This window comes from Algoriphagus aquatilis (assembly GCF_042657405.1).
Classification (GTDB): Bacteria; Bacteroidota; Bacteroidia; order Cytophagales; family Cyclobacteriaceae; genus Algoriphagus; species Algoriphagus aquatilis.
Genome location: NZ_JBHSKS010000001.1, coordinates 388,587 through 403,927, shown reverse-complemented (window position 1 = coordinate 403,927; position 15,341 = coordinate 388,587). Strand labels below are relative to the sequence as shown.

The following is a 15,341-nucleotide window of genomic DNA, read 5'->3' as shown; positions in this document are numbered from 1 at the left end:
TAATATTTGGAGGAGAAAACAATGCCGTCTATTTTTAGCCTTTCAAGAAAGCCGTCTCGGCATGCAAATTCTCTTTTATGTCTAAAAATCTTGTCATCGTCGAATCCCCTGCCAAGGCCAAAACTATCGAAGGTTACCTCGGCAAGGATTACAAAGTAGTATCCAGCTACGGTCACGTGCGGGACCTACCCAAAGGCGATAAAGCGATAGATATCAAAAACCGCTTCAAACCTACCTACGAGGTCACTCCTGATAAAAAGGAAGTGATCAAAAATCTAAAGTCACTCGCAAAGGATGCCGAAATGGTCTACCTCGCAAGTGACGATGACCGCGAAGGAGAAGCCATTTCCTGGCACTTAAAAGAGGTCCTGAAGCTAGATGATCAGCACACTAAGCGAATCGTCTTCCGGGAAATCACCAAAAATGCAATCACCAAAGCCATCGAAAATCCTCGTGGAATCGACTACGATCTGGTCAATGCACAGCAAGCCCGACGGATCCTGGATCGATTGGTGGGTTTTGAGCTTTCCCCGATTCTTTGGAAAAAAATCAAAACAGGACTCTCTGCAGGACGTGTTCAGTCCGTAGCAGTCCGTTTGATTGTAGAGCGTGAGCGTGAGATCGAAGGGCATAAAGCCAAATCTTCCTTCCGCATCACAGCGATATTCGAAGTGGAAGGAAAATCCTTTCAGGCAGAACTTCCTAAAAAATTTGAGACCAAGGCAGAAGCAGAGGAGTTCCTCAAAAAATGCCTAGAGGCGACTTTTTCCGTAGGAAATCTCGAAAAGAAACCTGCTAAAAAATCTCCTGCAGCACCTTTTACCACCTCTACCCTACAGCAGGAAGCTTCCAGAAAGCTCTACTTTTCAGTAGCTCAAACCATGTCTGTAGCACAGAAGCTGTACGAAGCCGGTAAAATCACTTACATGCGTACCGACAGCACCAACCTCTCTCAAGATGCTTTGGCTGCTGCTAAAAATGCCATTGAAAATTCATTCGGATCTCAATACCATAAGTCCAGACAATACTCAACCAAAAGCGAAAGCGCTCAGGAAGCTCACGAAGCCATCCGACCGACAGACTTTTCCCAAAGTCAGGTGAGCGGCGACCGCAATGAGCAGCGACTTTACGAACTGATCTGGAAGCGTGCCATCGCTTCGCAGATGGCCGACGCCGAGCTCGAACGTACGACCATCACCGTCGATATTTCCAATTCTCCACAGCATCTCGTGGCCACCGGAGAAATCATCAAGTTTGACGGCTTTCTGAAAGTATACCTCGAAGACACCGACGACGAACCGGAAGAGGATGAGGAAGGAAACAAGTCACTTTTGCCTCCACTCACCATCGGTCAAGGCTTGGCAATGAGAGAGATGAAGGGGAAAGAGACGTTTACACGTCCTGCCCCAAGATATACGGAAGCTTCTTTGGTAAAAAAACTCGAAGAACTCGGTATCGGCCGACCATCTACCTACGCCCCGACCATTTCTACCATCCAAAAGAGAGAATATGTAGTGAAAGAGTCCAGAGAAGGAACCTCCAGAAACTACGTGGAAATGACCATAGCAGGAGGCAAATTCAAGGAGTCCAACAAAACTGAAAATACAGGTGCGGAGAAGAACAAGCTTTTCCCAACCAACATTGCCATGGTAGTCAATGACTTCCTGGTAGAGCATTTCCCCAATGTCATCGACTTCCACTTCACGGCCAATGTGGAGAAAGAGTTTGATGAAATTGCAGCAGGAGGCCAGGATTGGCAGGACATGATCGATGGCTTCTATGGCAAATTCCACCATAGCGTGGAAGAAACCGAGCAAGTCTCCCGTCAGGACGTGAATACCAGCCGATTGATCGGACAGCATCCTACCTCAGGCAAGAATGTCTACGCACGATTGGGAAGATTTGGACCTTTGGTACAGATCGGAGAAAATGAGGATGAAGACAAGCAATTTGCAAGCTTGAAAAAGGGCCAGTTTATCGAAAATGTAACCATGGATGATGCCTTGGAGCTTTTCAAACTGCCTCGGGAAGTAGGATTCTTTGAGGACAAAAAGATGACCGCTGCGGTGGGGAGATTTGGTCCCTATATCCGACATGACAATGCCTTCTATTCCTTGCAAAAGGGTCAAGATCCACTCGCCATCACCGAAGCGGAGGCGATCGAACTCATCCAAGCCAAGCGTGAAGCAGATGCCAATAAGCACATCAAAGCTTTTGACGAGAATCCTGAAATCCAGATTCTCAATGGCCGATGGGGGCCTTACATCAAGTTTGGTAAAAACAATTTCAAAATCCCCAAAGGAAAAGTTGCCGAGGAACTAACCTACTCCGAGACCATCGAAATCATCGAGGCCCAGCCGGATGCAGGAAAGAAAAAAGGTAAATTCCCCGCCAAGAAAAAATAAGACAAACCGATCCTGAACACAGGGTCGGTTTTTTTTTGCTGGTGTCCATTTCCCAACTCGAGACCTTTATTGCCTGTTTGTATAGGTAAAACATTTAGTTTTAGAACATGAAACTGTTTCTCTTAACCTTATCTCTAACATTAACCATTGGAGCTACTTGCTTGGCTCAATCCGTTTTGGATGGGGTTATTTATGACCAAGAGGATCGAAAACCAGTTTCTTTTGCCATGGTCTTTTTAGCCAATACCAGTATAGGAACGCTCACAGATGAAAGCGGCAAATTTTCCATTTCTGTCCCCAAGGGAAGGTTTGAATTAGTGATCTCAAAGCTTGGGTATGAAAAAGCTGTTAGAGAACTAAATTCGGCTATTTCTTTAAGTCAACCCTTGGCAATTTACTTGCAGAGAACAGAACTCCAGTTGGACTCCCTGGAGGTCAACGAAGAGCGAGACCCCAGGTGGTATCAAAACTTGCAGATTTTTAAAAACAACTTTCTTGGTCAAAGTGAAAACTCAATTCAAACTGTCTTATTAAATGAAAAGCAACTCATCCTGGATGATGTGACTACTCCGGGTTTTCTTAAAGCCAGAAGCAATGATCCGCTAAAGATCCTCAACAAAAACTTAGGCTATGAGATTGACTATGACTTGGAAATTTTTGAATTGCAATCCCGAGAAAAATCCCTGCTTTCAGGCGGTTATCCCCTGTTTCGCCCAGTCTTGATCAAATCAAAAACAAAGCAGAAAGTAATTGACAAAAACAGGGAACAAGCCTATCGGGGAAGTCTTATGCACTTTCTGAGAGCAATGCATTCCAACACTTGGGTTGAGGAGGGATTCGAAGTCTACCGACTACAGCGAATACCTAACCCAGATCGACCTTCTGATCAAGAAATCAAGGCCATGGCTGAAAAATTAAGATCGGGTGAAATGGTACAGTTTGATCTAAAAGCATTTTCTGAGCTTTCCAGCAAACCCAAATTCATTCAAATCCTGGATCCCAATCCACTTGGTTTTTCCAAAATCGCATTCAAAAATCAAGAAGGAGACTTGGTCATCCAATTTGAAGATTACCTTTTTGTCAAAAACACTAAATACCCGCCTCTTCCCTCCTATTTTGTCAACTTCAAACCAGGACGCCAAGAATCCGTGATCCACCTACCCACTGGAAAAATCACAATTCAAGAAAATGGAAATCACTTCCCTGCTTTCGATCTGTTTCTGGAAGGCTACATGTCTTGGCTAAAAATTGCCGACCTGCTACCTTTAGACTATTGGCCCAACTCAAATGACTAAGAAAAAACTCGTCGTCCTCACCGGTGCCGGTGTGTCTGCCGAAAGTGGCATTCGAACTTTTCGTGACTCCAATGGCCTATGGGAAAATCACGAGGTAATGGAAGTAGCCTCGCCGGAAGGTTGGCGGAAAAACCGAGGCCTCGTGCTCGAATTCTATAATCAACGTCGAAAACAAGCCCGAGAATGCCAACCCAATGCCGCACACTTGGCTCTTGCCGAGCTGGAACACTACCTGGACGTAGAAATCATCACCCAAAATGTGGATGACTTGCACGAGCGGGCAGGTTCCACCAAGGTCCTTCACCTCCACGGTGAACTCAACAAATCCCAAAGCACTCTTGACCCCAAATTGGTCTATCCAATGGATCATTGGGAAATCAAAGAAGGAGACACCTGTGAACGGGGAAGCCAACTCCGTCCTTTCATCGTGTGGTTTGGGGAGTCTGTGCCCATGATGCTACCCGCTATCAACCTGACCAAGACCGCTGACTACTTCCTCGTATTGGGTACTTCGCTGCAAGTCTATCCTGCGGCAAGCTTAATTGATTATGCACCTCGTGATGCCAAAAAATTCCTGATCGATCCGGTCAAACCGGATACTTACCTTGGCTCAAACATTCATTTGATCCAAGAAAAAGCCACCACGGGGATGGAAAAATTCACAGAGCTGATGCTGAGAAATCTCGATTTGATTAGTAAAAACAGTTAGAATAAATGCAGAGAAATTGATTCCAAAACCACCTTTTTCTTCTCGATAGATAAATCCAAAGACGATTCAAAAAAATTAACCATTTAGAAAATTAAGGAAATTAAGAGCTGGATTTTAGGCTAATCACTATTAATCTCCTCCATAAGGACAAAGCTCAAAATCTTAATTTTCTCCATGACCTCATTAACCATTAAGAAAGTTAAGGGAATGAAGCATTGGATTTCAGGCTAATTACTTTTAAACTCCTCCATAAGGGCAAAGCTCGAATCCTTAATTTTCTCAATGACCTTAATGGTTTAACCTGAAATATGCATTAGAAAATCTACTACGAGCCCAAAATACTTCAAAATCAGTCGTTTCACTTCACTTTTCGATCTCACCGTAGCGGTGCTACGCCTCGATCTCCAAAGTGCCTGATTTTCTTGCATTTTGAACTCTCGCTACGAATTCTAATGCATAATCCAGGTTTAAAAATAGAACGCTCTTCAAAAGCAAGATTTTAAATCAACCAATCCCATGTTTTAAAAACCGGAATGTTTGAAGGGATTCCCATTTGTATAAATACTTGGGAAGGTGAAAATCAAAATTTTATCCTAGATTAATCCTCGAAAAATAAAGCCACTTCACCCTGGCTCAAATTTTCGACATTAAACCCAAAATACCCCATGAAGTACAAAATAGCGGTGATCGGTGCAGGTCCATCCGGAATCACAGCCCTCAAAAATCTCCTGGATCAAGGATTGGACGCGGTGGCCTTTGACAGAAATGAAGAAGTTGGCGGCAACTGGATCTATTCCGAAAAAGAAAGCCACTCCAGCGTTTTCGAAACCACCCACATCATTTCTTCCAAAACGCTCTCCCAATACGAGGACTTTCCTTTTGATGAGTTTGACCCGGAGACTGCCGACTATCCCTCGCACGAGGTGCTTAGAAATTACTTTCAGGCCTACGCCCGTAAGTTTAACCTCTACCCTTTTATCCAATTTGGGACGATGGTAAAAGAGTGCAAGTGGATAGATGAACTCCACTGGCAGGTGACCACTGAAAAAGACGGAATCGAAAAAACCGAGCAATTCACCCATCTCGTGGTGGCAAACGGTCACCATTGGAAACCTCGCTATCCGGAATATCCCGGAGAGTTTACCGGTGAGTTTCTCCACTCCCACCATTTCAAGAAGGCAGCGCCTTTTGCAGGAAAGCGGGTCTTGGTCATCGGAGGAGGCAATTCCGCCTGCGATGTAGCCGTGGAAACCAGCCGGGTTTCGGCCTCGACGGCCATATCCTGGAGAAGGGGCTATCGAATTGTGCCCAAGTTTTTCTTTGGAAAACCTTCTGATAAGGTCGCCGAACAGACCAAATGGTTTCCGGTGAAAGTCAGAGGCTTCTTCAATCAGCTATTGCTCAAAGTCATGCTAGGGGATAACAAAGCTTACGGACTCAGGCCTATTACGGAGCCTTTTGGCGCAACCCACCCCACCATCAATGATGAGCTGCTGCACAAAATCCGTCATGGAAAAGTCAAGCCAAGATTGGACATCACCCGATTTGAGGGCAAAAAGGTCATTTTCGAAGACGGAAAAAGCGAAGAATTCGATTCCATCATCGCTTGCACGGGATATTGGCTGAGCCATCCGTTTTTTGACAAAAACTTCATCGACTACTCTTCCGGACCGGTGCCTTTGTACCTCAAAATGTTTCATCCTAAAATCACCAATCTGTACTTTATCGGAATGTTTCAGCCCTTGGGTTGCATCTGGCCAGGGGCTGAACTTCAAAGCAAACTCATGGCGCAGGAACTGATTGGAAAGTGGAAAAGGCCCAAAAACATGGAGGCACTTTGCGAACGGGAAGTTACCGACCCACACTACAAGCAGGTCAATACCCCAAGGCACACGATCACGGTGGATTTTCACTTATTTGTGAAGAGCTTGAAAAGCCACTTGCCGAAAGACTATGTCTCCAAGCGCCCGATCCTAACTAAATCTCCACTAACCGAGTCTACTGTCTAAAAGCCTATGAACCAGCGCATCAAACTCTTCCTAATCGGGCTGATGAGCTGGTTCATCCTTTTTTTGGGTTGGCAATGGTGGAAAAGCTACCCTTTGGTGAGGTGGGAACCTCCACTTTCTCCACAAAATCGAAGTGAAAAAATCGACTCCATCCTGCATCAAAGCCTGTTGACTTACCGCATTCCGGGAATTGTCCTTGGCGTGGTGGAAAATGAAAAGTTGACCATCCTAAAAAGCGTAGGATTTGCTGATTTGACAAGCAAAGACTCCCTAAGGGTAAACACCCCCTTTCCCTTGGCTTCGATCAGCAAGTTGGTTACGGCTTTGACTGCCTCGGCCTATTTTCAAGAACATGGCATTTCCTTGCAAACGAGTATTCCTGAGGTCTTGCCTAGAGAGAAAAAACTTGGCTCCGCAGATTGGGAAGGAATCACGCTTCGAGACCTGCTCGACCATACTTCCGGATTGAAAGACCTGAGAAACTGGAAGCAGCTACTCATCCAAACCGAGCAAAAGCAATTGAGCCAACTCCTTTCCCAACTTCCAAAACCAGATCGGAACCTCAAAAAACCCCATTACGCGGATCTCAATTATGACTTATTGGGCTTTGTTTTGGAAAATCACTCCGGAAAATCCTTCCCCGAATTGGCACAGGAATACCTGCTAAAACCGGCAGGAATGACTTCTTCCACCTTCAATTCCTCCCTTGACCCTGTCGCCCACACTACGCTCAAAGGATACGAACCCACCTTTCTTTGGAAAAGACTGGAAGAGAAGAAAACCAAATTTGAACGCATTCCTTCGCCTTCTTCAGGCTTGATCAGTACGGGTGCAGATTTGGGTAATGCCCTAATTCACTTTAGTCGCTGGGAAATGGGTATGTTGTTTTCAAATTTGGAAAACCTTTCTCAGGGAAGGATCAAACCTTCAGGCTTTCAGGAAATTGAGTTGGGAGGTTATTCCTTTCTGGGGCATTTTGGAGAGCAAGGAGCCTACAATGGGCTATTTTTCTTTTCCCAAGAGCTTGACAAAGGGATTTTTGTCCTGACCAATGGAAGAGATATCGAAGACCATCGACAGAAAATTGCCGAAGCGGTGATTTCAGAATTGATTTCTAACTAGTGGAATAGAAAATCTGATTATACCCTATTCTGCCAGTAGACGAATATACCTTTGATTTTGACTGGGAGACCGAAGACAGAAGACGGAAGAAGTCCAAGAATTGGTATTTACTAGGTTATTTGGACTTCGAAGTAAGCTACTGGCAAAGTTTCGTATATCCATAAAAAATTAGCCTAGATACTGACAATTTGATTTCAATCAGCCAATCGAACAACAGTTTAGAAGGGTAAAGCCTAAATTTTACACGTTGTAGCGAAAATGAATAATCAAGGTCTAACATAAAAATCACATAAATTTTGCCATCAATAAAATCATAAGGTTGGGATCAAAGAAATGCCAAAGCGCTGGTTGCTTCGGTCATCGGTCTAACAGCGCAAAACCCAAGGAATAGTCAACACCTAGCAGAATTGCCAAAACAAAAAATAGAAATCCTAAATGAAACTCTCCTTTCCCCATCCACTCGTCATTCTTTTGGTTTTCATTTTTCTGGCAGGAGTCGCCACCTACTTGATTCCTGCGGGGAAATTCGAACGGGTTTTGGATGAAAACACAGGCCGGGAACTGGTGGTCCCGGGCAGCTTCCAATCCATCGCTCAGGAAAAACCCGCACTCAGCGATTTGCTTTTGGCCATTCCAGAAGGGGTGATTGCCGGAGCTGAGATCATGGTGCTGATCCTGTTTATTGGCGGAGCTTTTTTCATCGTGGAAAAAACAGGCGCACTCCAAGCGGGAATCGAGGGGTTGATCTATCGCTTTCGCCATTCCAAAGCCTTGCTATTCTACCTCTTGGGGTTGGTTTTTGCCCTGGGAGGTGCGGCCATTTCCATGCAGGAGGAGATTATCCCGATGGTTCCGGTCTTTGTGATTTTGGCGTCCAAACTCCGATACGATCTCCGCAGCATCATTGCCATCACGTTGGGAAGTTCTTTGGTTGGAGCGGCTTTTTCCCCGATCAATCCCTTTGTTTCTCTGCTTGCGCAAAAAGTAGCTGAAGTAGAACCTTTCAGCGGAGCAGCCTTTCGAGGCACTTTTTGGCTGCTTGTCCTGCTAGCTTGGATTACCTTTCACCGAGTAATTGGGGAAAAGAAATCCACCGAAGAAGCTGAAGTAGACCTCAAACCAAGCCCGATTTCGGGCAGAATGGGATTGATTTTGTTCATAGCCTTTGGAGGCATCGGCGTGATGGCGTATGGGATTACTGCGCTGGATTGGGGTTACAACGAGATGTCCGCGCTATTTTTTGTCATCGGAATCACCTGTGGGCTTATTGCAGGATTGGGGGTGAATGGCACCGCACGCACCTACGTGCAGGGATTTGGAGAGATGATCTTTGCCGGGATGATTGTCGGGTTGGCGCGAAGTATCTATTTGATTTTGGAAAAAGGGGCCGTGATCGATCCGATCATTCAGGGACTTTTTTCGCCTTTAGAATCCTTGCCCGATGCCTTGGGTGTGGCAGGGATGTTTATCAGCCAGGCGCTCATCCATATTCCCGTACCGAGCACTTCGGGTCAGGCCGTTTTGACCATGCCGCTGACAGCGCCTTTGATGGATTTGATGCAGATCAATCGACAGGTGGCGGTTTTGGCTTACCAATATCCCGCTGCCCTGATGGACATGATTACCCCTACCAATGGTGGAATGATGGCGATCATTGCTGCATCGGGCATTAGCTTTAAGGATTGGATTTCCTACATTTGGAAGAGTTGGCTGTTCCTGATCATCGTTGCCTTGGGCGTTACCCTCCTCGGCATCCTTTGGTTTGGATAAGTCCGGATTACCAACCCATTTCACCTATGCATATCAACGATCACAACCCCCTCTTACCCTATGTGCCTGCGGCTGACCGTTACGATCAGATGAAGTACCGCTTTTGCGGAAAAAGCGGCCTCCAACTCCCCGAAATCAGCCTTGGCCTTTGGCACAACTTCGGCCACAATGCCGACCTGACCCTTGGCAGAAAAATCCTCCGACGAGCTTTTGACTTGGGTATTTGCCACTTTGACCTTGCCAATAACTACGGCCCTCCCTTTGGCTCTGCTGAAGAAAACTTCGGAAGAATCCTGCAAAAGGACTTTTTGCCTTATCGCGACGAACTCCTGATTTCCTCCAAGGCGGGTTGGGACATGTGGCCGGGACCTTATGGAAACTTTGGTTCAAAAAAATACCTCATCGCCAGCTGCGACCAGAGTCTCAAGCGAATGGGCCTGGATTACGTGGATATTTTCTACCATCACCGACCTGATCCAACCACTCCTTTGGAAGAAACCATGGGTGCTTTGGCTCAGCTGCATCGACAAGGCAAAGCGCTTTATGTGGGCGTTTCCCAATATTCTGCGGAAGATACTACCCGAGCTTACCAAATCCTGAAGGAAATGGGAGTACCTATGCTGATTCATCAGCCACGCTACAGCATGATGGACCGTTGGGTGGAAAATGGCCTGTTGGACGTCTTGGGAGAAAAAGGAATCGGAAGCATTGCTTTCTCACCGTTGGAACAAGGCCTACTGACTGACAAATACCTCAAAGGAATCCCTGCGGACTCCCGTGCCGCAAAAGACGGCAGATATCTAAAAGCAGAGCAAATCGCACCAGAGAAATTGGCGAAAATCGAAGCCCTGAACCAAATCGCCCATCAAAGAGGTCAATCCCTCGCGCAAATGGCGATTGCCTGGCTGCTGAAAGATCCTAGAATCACCTCCGTGCTGATCGGTGTATCCAAGCCGGAGCAACTCGACGACAATGTGGCGGCGGTGAAAAACAGCAACTTCACAGCTTCCGAACTGAGCGCAATCGAATCGATTCTGAAGGCCTAATGCCAAGCCCGATTTCTACCCGAAGTGCCCTGAAATTGATCGTGATCGCTCAATTTCTGGGCACTTCGCTTTGGTTTGCAGGTAATGCTGCCGCTCCTGAGTTAGAAGTCCTTTTGGGGCAACAAGACCTCGTTCCGCTGATTACCACGATGGTGCAGTTGGGTTTTGTGGTGGGCACGTTTGGCTATGCTTTTTTCTCCATCCCCGATCGGTATTCACCTTCCGATGTGTTTTTCTTCAGTGCGGTACTGGCCGCCGCTTCCAATCTGATCTTGCTCCTCCTTCCCTTGGAAGTCAGCTTGGTTTTGGGTAGCCGCTTTCTGACGGGATTCTTTTTAGCAGGCATCTATCCTGTTGGGATGAAAATTGCCGCCGATTATGTGGAAAAAGGCTTGGGTTCGGCCATTGGTTTTCTGGTTGGCGCATTGGTTTTGGGTACCGCCTTCCCATTTCTTTTGAAAGCCTTCGAACTCTCTGTTTCCTGGAAATTGCTCCTCTTGGTGACTTCAGGCTTGGCGATCGGAAGCGGGGCCTTGGTTGGCTTTGGGATTCCTGATGGACCTTTTCGCAAAATCAACCCTAAGCTTGACCTCAGCCTACTCCCCTCTTTTGCAAAAAACAAAGCGCTAAAAGGGGCAGCTGGAGGCTATTTTGGACACATGTGGGAGCTGTATACCTTTTGGGCATTTTTGCCTGCTTTGATTTTCTTTTTGTCTGAGGGAAAAATCGAGGGTACTACCCAAGCCGCTTGGACCTTTGTAATCATCGCAGCTGGCGGTGTTTCCTGCGCAGTCGGTGGTTTGATTTCCCTGAAAAAAGGAAGTGAACGAGTGGCGCTGATCAGTCTTTTGGGTTCGGGCATCTGCGGCTTGGTGCTGCTGATTTATCCCCAACTTCCAATCGGAATAATTTTCCCGTTTCTGCTGATTTGGGGTTTGTTCGTGACGGCAGATTCTCCCCAGTTTTCTACTTTGGTAGCTCAAAGCGTCAAACCCGAGCATCGGGGCACCGCCTTGACCTTGGTCAATTGCCTCGGGTTTGGGCTGACCATTGCGAGTATTCAAGTGGCAAGATTCCTTTCCGGATTTCTGGAGGCTAAGATTTACCTCGGACTTTTGGCTGTCGGGCCGCTTTTGGGACTTGCGATCTATGGGTATTTTAGAAAATTCAAGCAAAAAATTGAACCCTGAACCCAAGTCTGGGAGTTGAATCGAAACCTGTATTTTTACTCAAAGTAATCCTTAACCAAGATGCCGATCAAAGTAATTGCCTTCGATGCCGATGATACCCTGTGGGTGAATGAGCCTTTTTTTCGCGAAGCGGAGGAAAAATTCGCCAGTTTGATGGAAGACTTTATGCCGCAGCATGCCATCATGAAGGAGCTTTACCGCACCGAAATCGAAAACCTCCGACTCTATGGCTATGGCATCAAGGGATTTATGCTCTCCATGATCGAGACGGCACTACGCATCTCGGATCACAAAATGCCGATTACCGTCATTGACAAGATCATCCGAATCGGTCAGGAAATGCTCGAAAAACCCGTCGAGCTCCTCCCCGGAGTCGAAGAGGTATTGAAAGATTTAAACGGGGACTATCGCATCGTAATGGCCACCAAGGGAGACTTGGTCGATCAGGAGCGCAAACTCGGAAAGTCAGGTTTGGAAAAGCACTTCCACCACATCGAGATCATGAGCGAAAAGCGGGTCAGCGACTACGAAAAACTCATCCGCCATCTGGATATCCATCCTTCAGAGTTCCTGATGCTGGGTAATAGTCTCAAATCGGATATTCTTCCCGTTCTGGAACTGGGTGGCTATGGCATCCATATACCCTTTCACATCACTTGGGTGCACGAGCAGGTCGACCACGAAGTGGAGCACGAGCGGTTTTTCAAAGTGGCCCATATTGGAGAGGCTGGAGAGGTGATTAGAAGATTATAAAAGCTCAATTCTCCAACACCTGCTTTTCGTCCAACAGCACCTTACGCAGCTTTTCGTAGTCCAACTCCTGCACGGCGATTCCCTCATCGATCGCCAAGGAGGCCGCAGCCGCCGCGCTTTGTCCCAAAATCATAAACACGGGTTCCATCCGGATCGAGCCAAATGCTGTATGCGAACTCGACACACAGACGGGTACCAGCAAATTGGTGCATTCGGACTTTTTCGGAGTCAGAGTCCCATAGGAAATGGAATACGGCTGCTTGGGATGCACGCCAATGTCTCCTTCGTTTTGCACAAATCCTCCCGGAGTCACAAAGCGCTGGGTATTGTGCGAATCGAGTGAATAGGAACCCATGCCCACCGAACGGGGAACCTGCTTGGCGCCCAAGACATCGTGCTCGGTCATCACGTATTCCCCAATCATCCGGCGCGCCTCGCGAACATAGATCTGATGCGGCCAATTGCCATTGTCGACAAATTCATCCTTAGCCAGTCCATAATTGGCCATTTCGGCACGGACGGTTTCAGGTACTCGGGGATCATTGGCAAGGAAGTACATCAGCCCTTTTTGGTAGGCCTCATGCTCCTTGATGATTTGGTTCCTTCGCTCATAGCTCGCCTCGGGGTAGTCGTAATTTTTCCCGATGTAATCGGTGGAAAAAGGCCCGTGATTGTTGGTGTCGGTCTTCAGATTGGGAATAGGGTCATACTTCCAAAACGTCTCTTTCCAGCCTGCTGCATACACCCTCGCCAGCAACTCGTATCGGGCGGGATCATAACCCTCAGGCTTAGGAAAAGGCACCCGGTTATTGGGATTACGGCTCAAAGCCATGCGGAAGTTGTAGGCCTGCAAGCGCTGATCCCCTTCTCCGTTTTTCCCCGGGGGAAAGGAAGACACTTCGGGCAATAGTCCGCTTTTGGGATCGCCAGGGATCCGAAATGCAGAAATGGAGTCATAGAAGTAGTGGTTGTGATGAAAAACACCCACCTGTACCCCGTTCCATTTTTCTCCATAGACCGAATTGGCCTCCCGACCCACGTGGTAACTCACATCTGCAGCGGCCATCAAATCCCCCTCGTAGGTGGCATCGATAAAGACTTTGCCTGAATAGGTTTTCCCCGAAAGGGTCTGAATCGACGCAATCTTACCGTTTTTCTTCTCCACACCCTTTTCCCGATCAAGCCATTCATCCCGGTGAACTTCCAAATGGTATTCTCTCACCCAATCCTCAAACATCCGCTCGGCGGCATGGGGCTCAAAAATCCACATCGTACGGTTTTCCCCATCAATCGCAGGCGTGCCTTGACCTTTGTTGCCATACTCCTCCCGCTTCTGCCACTTCCAAGCCGAATCCTGCTGGTAGTGCAGGTAAAGCCGATGGTAAAACTCCCTCGCCAAGCCTCCGATTACGGCTTTATTTCCCGTGTCGGTAAACCCCAACCCTCCCGAAGAAAGGCCACCCAAGTGACGATCCGGAGAAACCACGATCACGGATTTCCCCATCTTTTTGGCCTGCACAGCCGCTGTAATGCCTGCGGAAGTACCGCCATAGACAATCAGATCGGCCTGAAATCGTTGTGAAAAAAGAGGTTCGCTTACCAGAAAAAGGAGTAACGTGAATAGAACTCGACGGAAAGTAGCCATGGTCTTTTGGGTTGAGGGGAAGAGTTAAAGTAAAATAAAAATTGATTTCTAAACTTCTAAAATCCTATCCGTAATTGTTGAGTGGAAGAAAATAAAAAAGACCTGGCAGGTTTCGAAAACCCGACAGGTCTGAATCCAGCTAAATCCCTTCTAATTATCTTTTTTTAATCCGCGAAAATCTGCGCTTTTTTCTGCGCAAACTTGCCTGACGGCAGTCAGGTCTGCAGGAAACCCTTTTAAATCCAAAAGCAATCCCAAATAAAATCTGCGAAAATCCGTGTCTTTTTCTGTGCAAATCTGTGGGAAATAAACAATCACTTCTTCGAAAAGGCCGCAAACTCCGAATTCAGCAACTCATCCGTCACACTTGTGCCCGAATGAATCAATATCCGGTAGCGGAACGTGGCTGATTTTCCTTCGGCCAACTTAAAATTGAGCGTTTCCTTGCCGTTGCTGAGTGCTTTTTGACCGAGTGGGTTTGCTGCAAACAAGCCATAGCCTCTCGCATGCCAATAGGTCGGATACCCCGGATTATTCGGATGATCGAGGATGGTCATGGCCACCTGCTCGCCTTTGATGACTCCAGTCAAAGTCACCCATTTGCCTCGGGTTCCCCAAACTTCATCCCCAACTTTGCCTTCGCTGCTGCGGTACTTGCCTGTTACGCCTTCGTTATTCAAAGTGGGAACTGCGGTGGCTATGCCATTGGCATCGGTGAAGAGCTCGGGCTTGTCCGATGGATGCTCCAACTCCCGCGCCACCCGGATGGCAAACATGCCCTCTTTGTTGTCCTTCATGTCCACGTCAAGACCATAAGCGGTAATCGTGCTGATGCGGTCGATCATGCGTTTGGTCCCTTCGGCATGGAAAACAAACTTGGTCTTTTCCTTCAGTAAAATACGTCCGTCGGGCCCGATCCAATCCATGCCCACGGTCAGTTCGGCTTTGTCCCCCATCTCCTTGAGCTCAATTTCCTCAGAAGGGATGATCGTGCCATACCCGCTCTTTTTTTCCGCAGGAATCGCATCGGAATTGTTCCAAAAATCAAGGCCGTTGACATCTCCGTAGTTAAACCAATGCCCGATGTGGTGCGGATGGTCTACCCGCTCCCCAGGTCTTGGGTCCAAGGGGTAACCTCTGGTAAGGTCCGCCCCACCCAAACTCCGGATCGGATACAGCACAGGCTTGGCGATGGTCTCCGGATAGTAGTATGCCGTGAAGAGTTGACCGTCTATCAACACTTCGACTTTTTTTTCGGCATCTTTTCGCACCAATTTGACGATTGGTTTTTGAAAATCTGCCGTATCGGAAGACACCTCTTTATTACCTGAGCATGCTTGGAATATCATGAAAATGAGGCTGGAAACTGCCACAGCCTTGATTTTTTGAAACATGGA

At 47.2% G+C, this 15,341-nt stretch carries 11 protein-coding genes; 9 read left to right on the top strand and 2 right to left on the bottom strand.

Annotated features, from left to right (window positions below):
* Positions 1 to 77 precede the first annotated feature (77 nt).
* The 9 genes from topA (at position 78) to ACFPIK_RS01600 (ending at position 12,299) form a co-directional block, all read left to right on the top strand.
* A complete protein-coding gene (gene topA / locus ACFPIK_RS01640; RefSeq protein WP_377911540.1) occupies positions 78 to 2,405 on the top strand; it encodes a type I DNA topoisomerase in 2,328 nt (775 codons plus the stop codon).
* Between the two features lie 107 nt (positions 2,406 to 2,512).
* Positions 2,513 to 3,700, top strand: coding sequence for a carboxypeptidase-like regulatory domain-containing protein (locus ACFPIK_RS01635; RefSeq protein WP_377911538.1), 1,188 nt, complete (start codon positions 2,513 to 2,515; stop codon positions 3,698 to 3,700).
* Positions 3,693 to 4,409, top strand: coding sequence for an SIR2 family NAD-dependent protein deacylase (locus tag ACFPIK_RS01630; RefSeq protein WP_377911536.1), 717 nt, complete (start codon positions 3,693 to 3,695; stop codon positions 4,407 to 4,409). Before ACFPIK_RS01635 ends, ACFPIK_RS01630 begins: the two co-directional genes overlap by 8 nt.
* Before the next feature lie 665 nt (positions 4,410 to 5,074).
* On the top strand, positions 5,075 to 6,418 hold the full coding sequence (locus ACFPIK_RS01625) for a flavin-containing monooxygenase (RefSeq protein WP_377911534.1): 1,344 nt from the start codon (positions 5,075 to 5,077) through the stop codon (positions 6,416 to 6,418).
* 6 nt (positions 6,419 to 6,424) lie between these two features.
* Positions 6,425 to 7,540, top strand: a complete 1,116-nt coding sequence (locus ACFPIK_RS01620) for a serine hydrolase domain-containing protein (protein ID WP_377911532.1) — start codon at positions 6,425 to 6,427, stop codon at positions 7,538 to 7,540.
* A 435-nt stretch (positions 7,541 to 7,975) separates the two neighbouring features.
* Positions 7,976 to 9,310, top strand: a complete 1,335-nt coding sequence (locus tag ACFPIK_RS01615) for a YfcC family protein (RefSeq protein ID WP_377911530.1) — start codon at positions 7,976 to 7,978, stop codon at positions 9,308 to 9,310.
* A 26-nt stretch (positions 9,311 to 9,336) separates the two neighbouring features.
* Positions 9,337 to 10,356: an L-glyceraldehyde 3-phosphate reductase gene (gene mgrA, locus ACFPIK_RS01610; RefSeq protein ID WP_377911528.1), complete on the top strand. Its 1,020-nt coding sequence runs from the start codon at positions 9,337 to 9,339 to the stop codon at positions 10,354 to 10,356.
* Positions 10,356 to 11,546: an MFS transporter gene (locus ACFPIK_RS01605; RefSeq protein WP_377911526.1), complete on the top strand. Its 1,191-nt coding sequence runs from the start codon at positions 10,356 to 10,358 to the stop codon at positions 11,544 to 11,546. Before mgrA ends, ACFPIK_RS01605 begins: the two co-directional genes overlap by 1 nt.
* A 60-nt stretch (positions 11,547 to 11,606) precedes the next feature.
* Positions 11,607 to 12,299, top strand: coding sequence for an HAD family hydrolase (locus tag ACFPIK_RS01600; RefSeq protein WP_377911524.1), 693 nt, complete (start codon positions 11,607 to 11,609; stop codon positions 12,297 to 12,299).
* Between the two features lie 4 nt (positions 12,300 to 12,303).
* Here the strand turns inward: ACFPIK_RS01600 and ACFPIK_RS01595 are convergent, their stop codons facing one another.
* Together ACFPIK_RS01595 and ACFPIK_RS01590 are read right to left on the bottom strand one after the other, a co-directional pair.
* On the bottom strand, positions 12,304 to 13,944 hold the full coding sequence (locus tag ACFPIK_RS01595) for an FAD-dependent oxidoreductase (RefSeq protein WP_377911522.1): 1,641 nt from the start codon (positions 13,942 to 13,944) through the stop codon (positions 12,304 to 12,306).
* Between the two features lie 314 nt (positions 13,945 to 14,258).
* Positions 14,259 to 15,338: a DUF6807 domain-containing protein gene (locus ACFPIK_RS01590; RefSeq protein WP_377911520.1), complete on the bottom strand. Its 1,080-nt coding sequence runs from the start codon at positions 15,336 to 15,338 to the stop codon at positions 14,259 to 14,261.
* Between the last annotated feature and the right edge of the window lie 3 nt (positions 15,339 to 15,341).

Excerpts from the sequence above, each read along its gene's own strand:
- topA (WP_377911540.1), top strand. The coding sequence starts at position 78 with ATGTCTAAAAATCTTGTCATCGTCGAATCCCCTGCCAAGGCCAAAACT.
- ACFPIK_RS01635 (WP_377911538.1), top strand. The coding sequence starts at position 2,513 with ATGAAACTGTTTCTCTTAACCTTATCTCTAACATTAACCATTGGAGCT.
- ACFPIK_RS01630 (WP_377911536.1), top strand. The coding sequence starts at position 3,693 with ATGACTAAGAAAAAACTCGTCGTCCTCACCGGTGCCGGTGTGTCTGCC.
- ACFPIK_RS01625 (WP_377911534.1), top strand. The coding sequence starts at position 5,075 with ATGAAGTACAAAATAGCGGTGATCGGTGCAGGTCCATCCGGAATCACA.
- ACFPIK_RS01620 (WP_377911532.1), top strand. The coding sequence starts at position 6,425 with ATGAACCAGCGCATCAAACTCTTCCTAATCGGGCTGATGAGCTGGTTC.
- ACFPIK_RS01615 (WP_377911530.1), top strand. The coding sequence starts at position 7,976 with ATGAAACTCTCCTTTCCCCATCCACTCGTCATTCTTTTGGTTTTCATT.
- mgrA (WP_377911528.1), top strand. The coding sequence starts at position 9,337 with ATGCATATCAACGATCACAACCCCCTCTTACCCTATGTGCCTGCGGCT.
- ACFPIK_RS01605 (WP_377911526.1), top strand. The coding sequence starts at position 10,356 with ATGCCAAGCCCGATTTCTACCCGAAGTGCCCTGAAATTGATCGTGATC.
- ACFPIK_RS01600 (WP_377911524.1), top strand. The coding sequence starts at position 11,607 with ATGCCGATCAAAGTAATTGCCTTCGATGCCGATGATACCCTGTGGGTG.
- ACFPIK_RS01595 (WP_377911522.1), bottom strand. The coding sequence starts at position 13,944 with ATGGCTACTTTCCGTCGAGTTCTATTCACGTTACTCCTTTTTCTGGTA.
- ACFPIK_RS01590 (WP_377911520.1), bottom strand. The coding sequence starts at position 15,338 with ATGTTTCAAAAAATCAAGGCTGTGGCAGTTTCCAGCCTCATTTTCATG.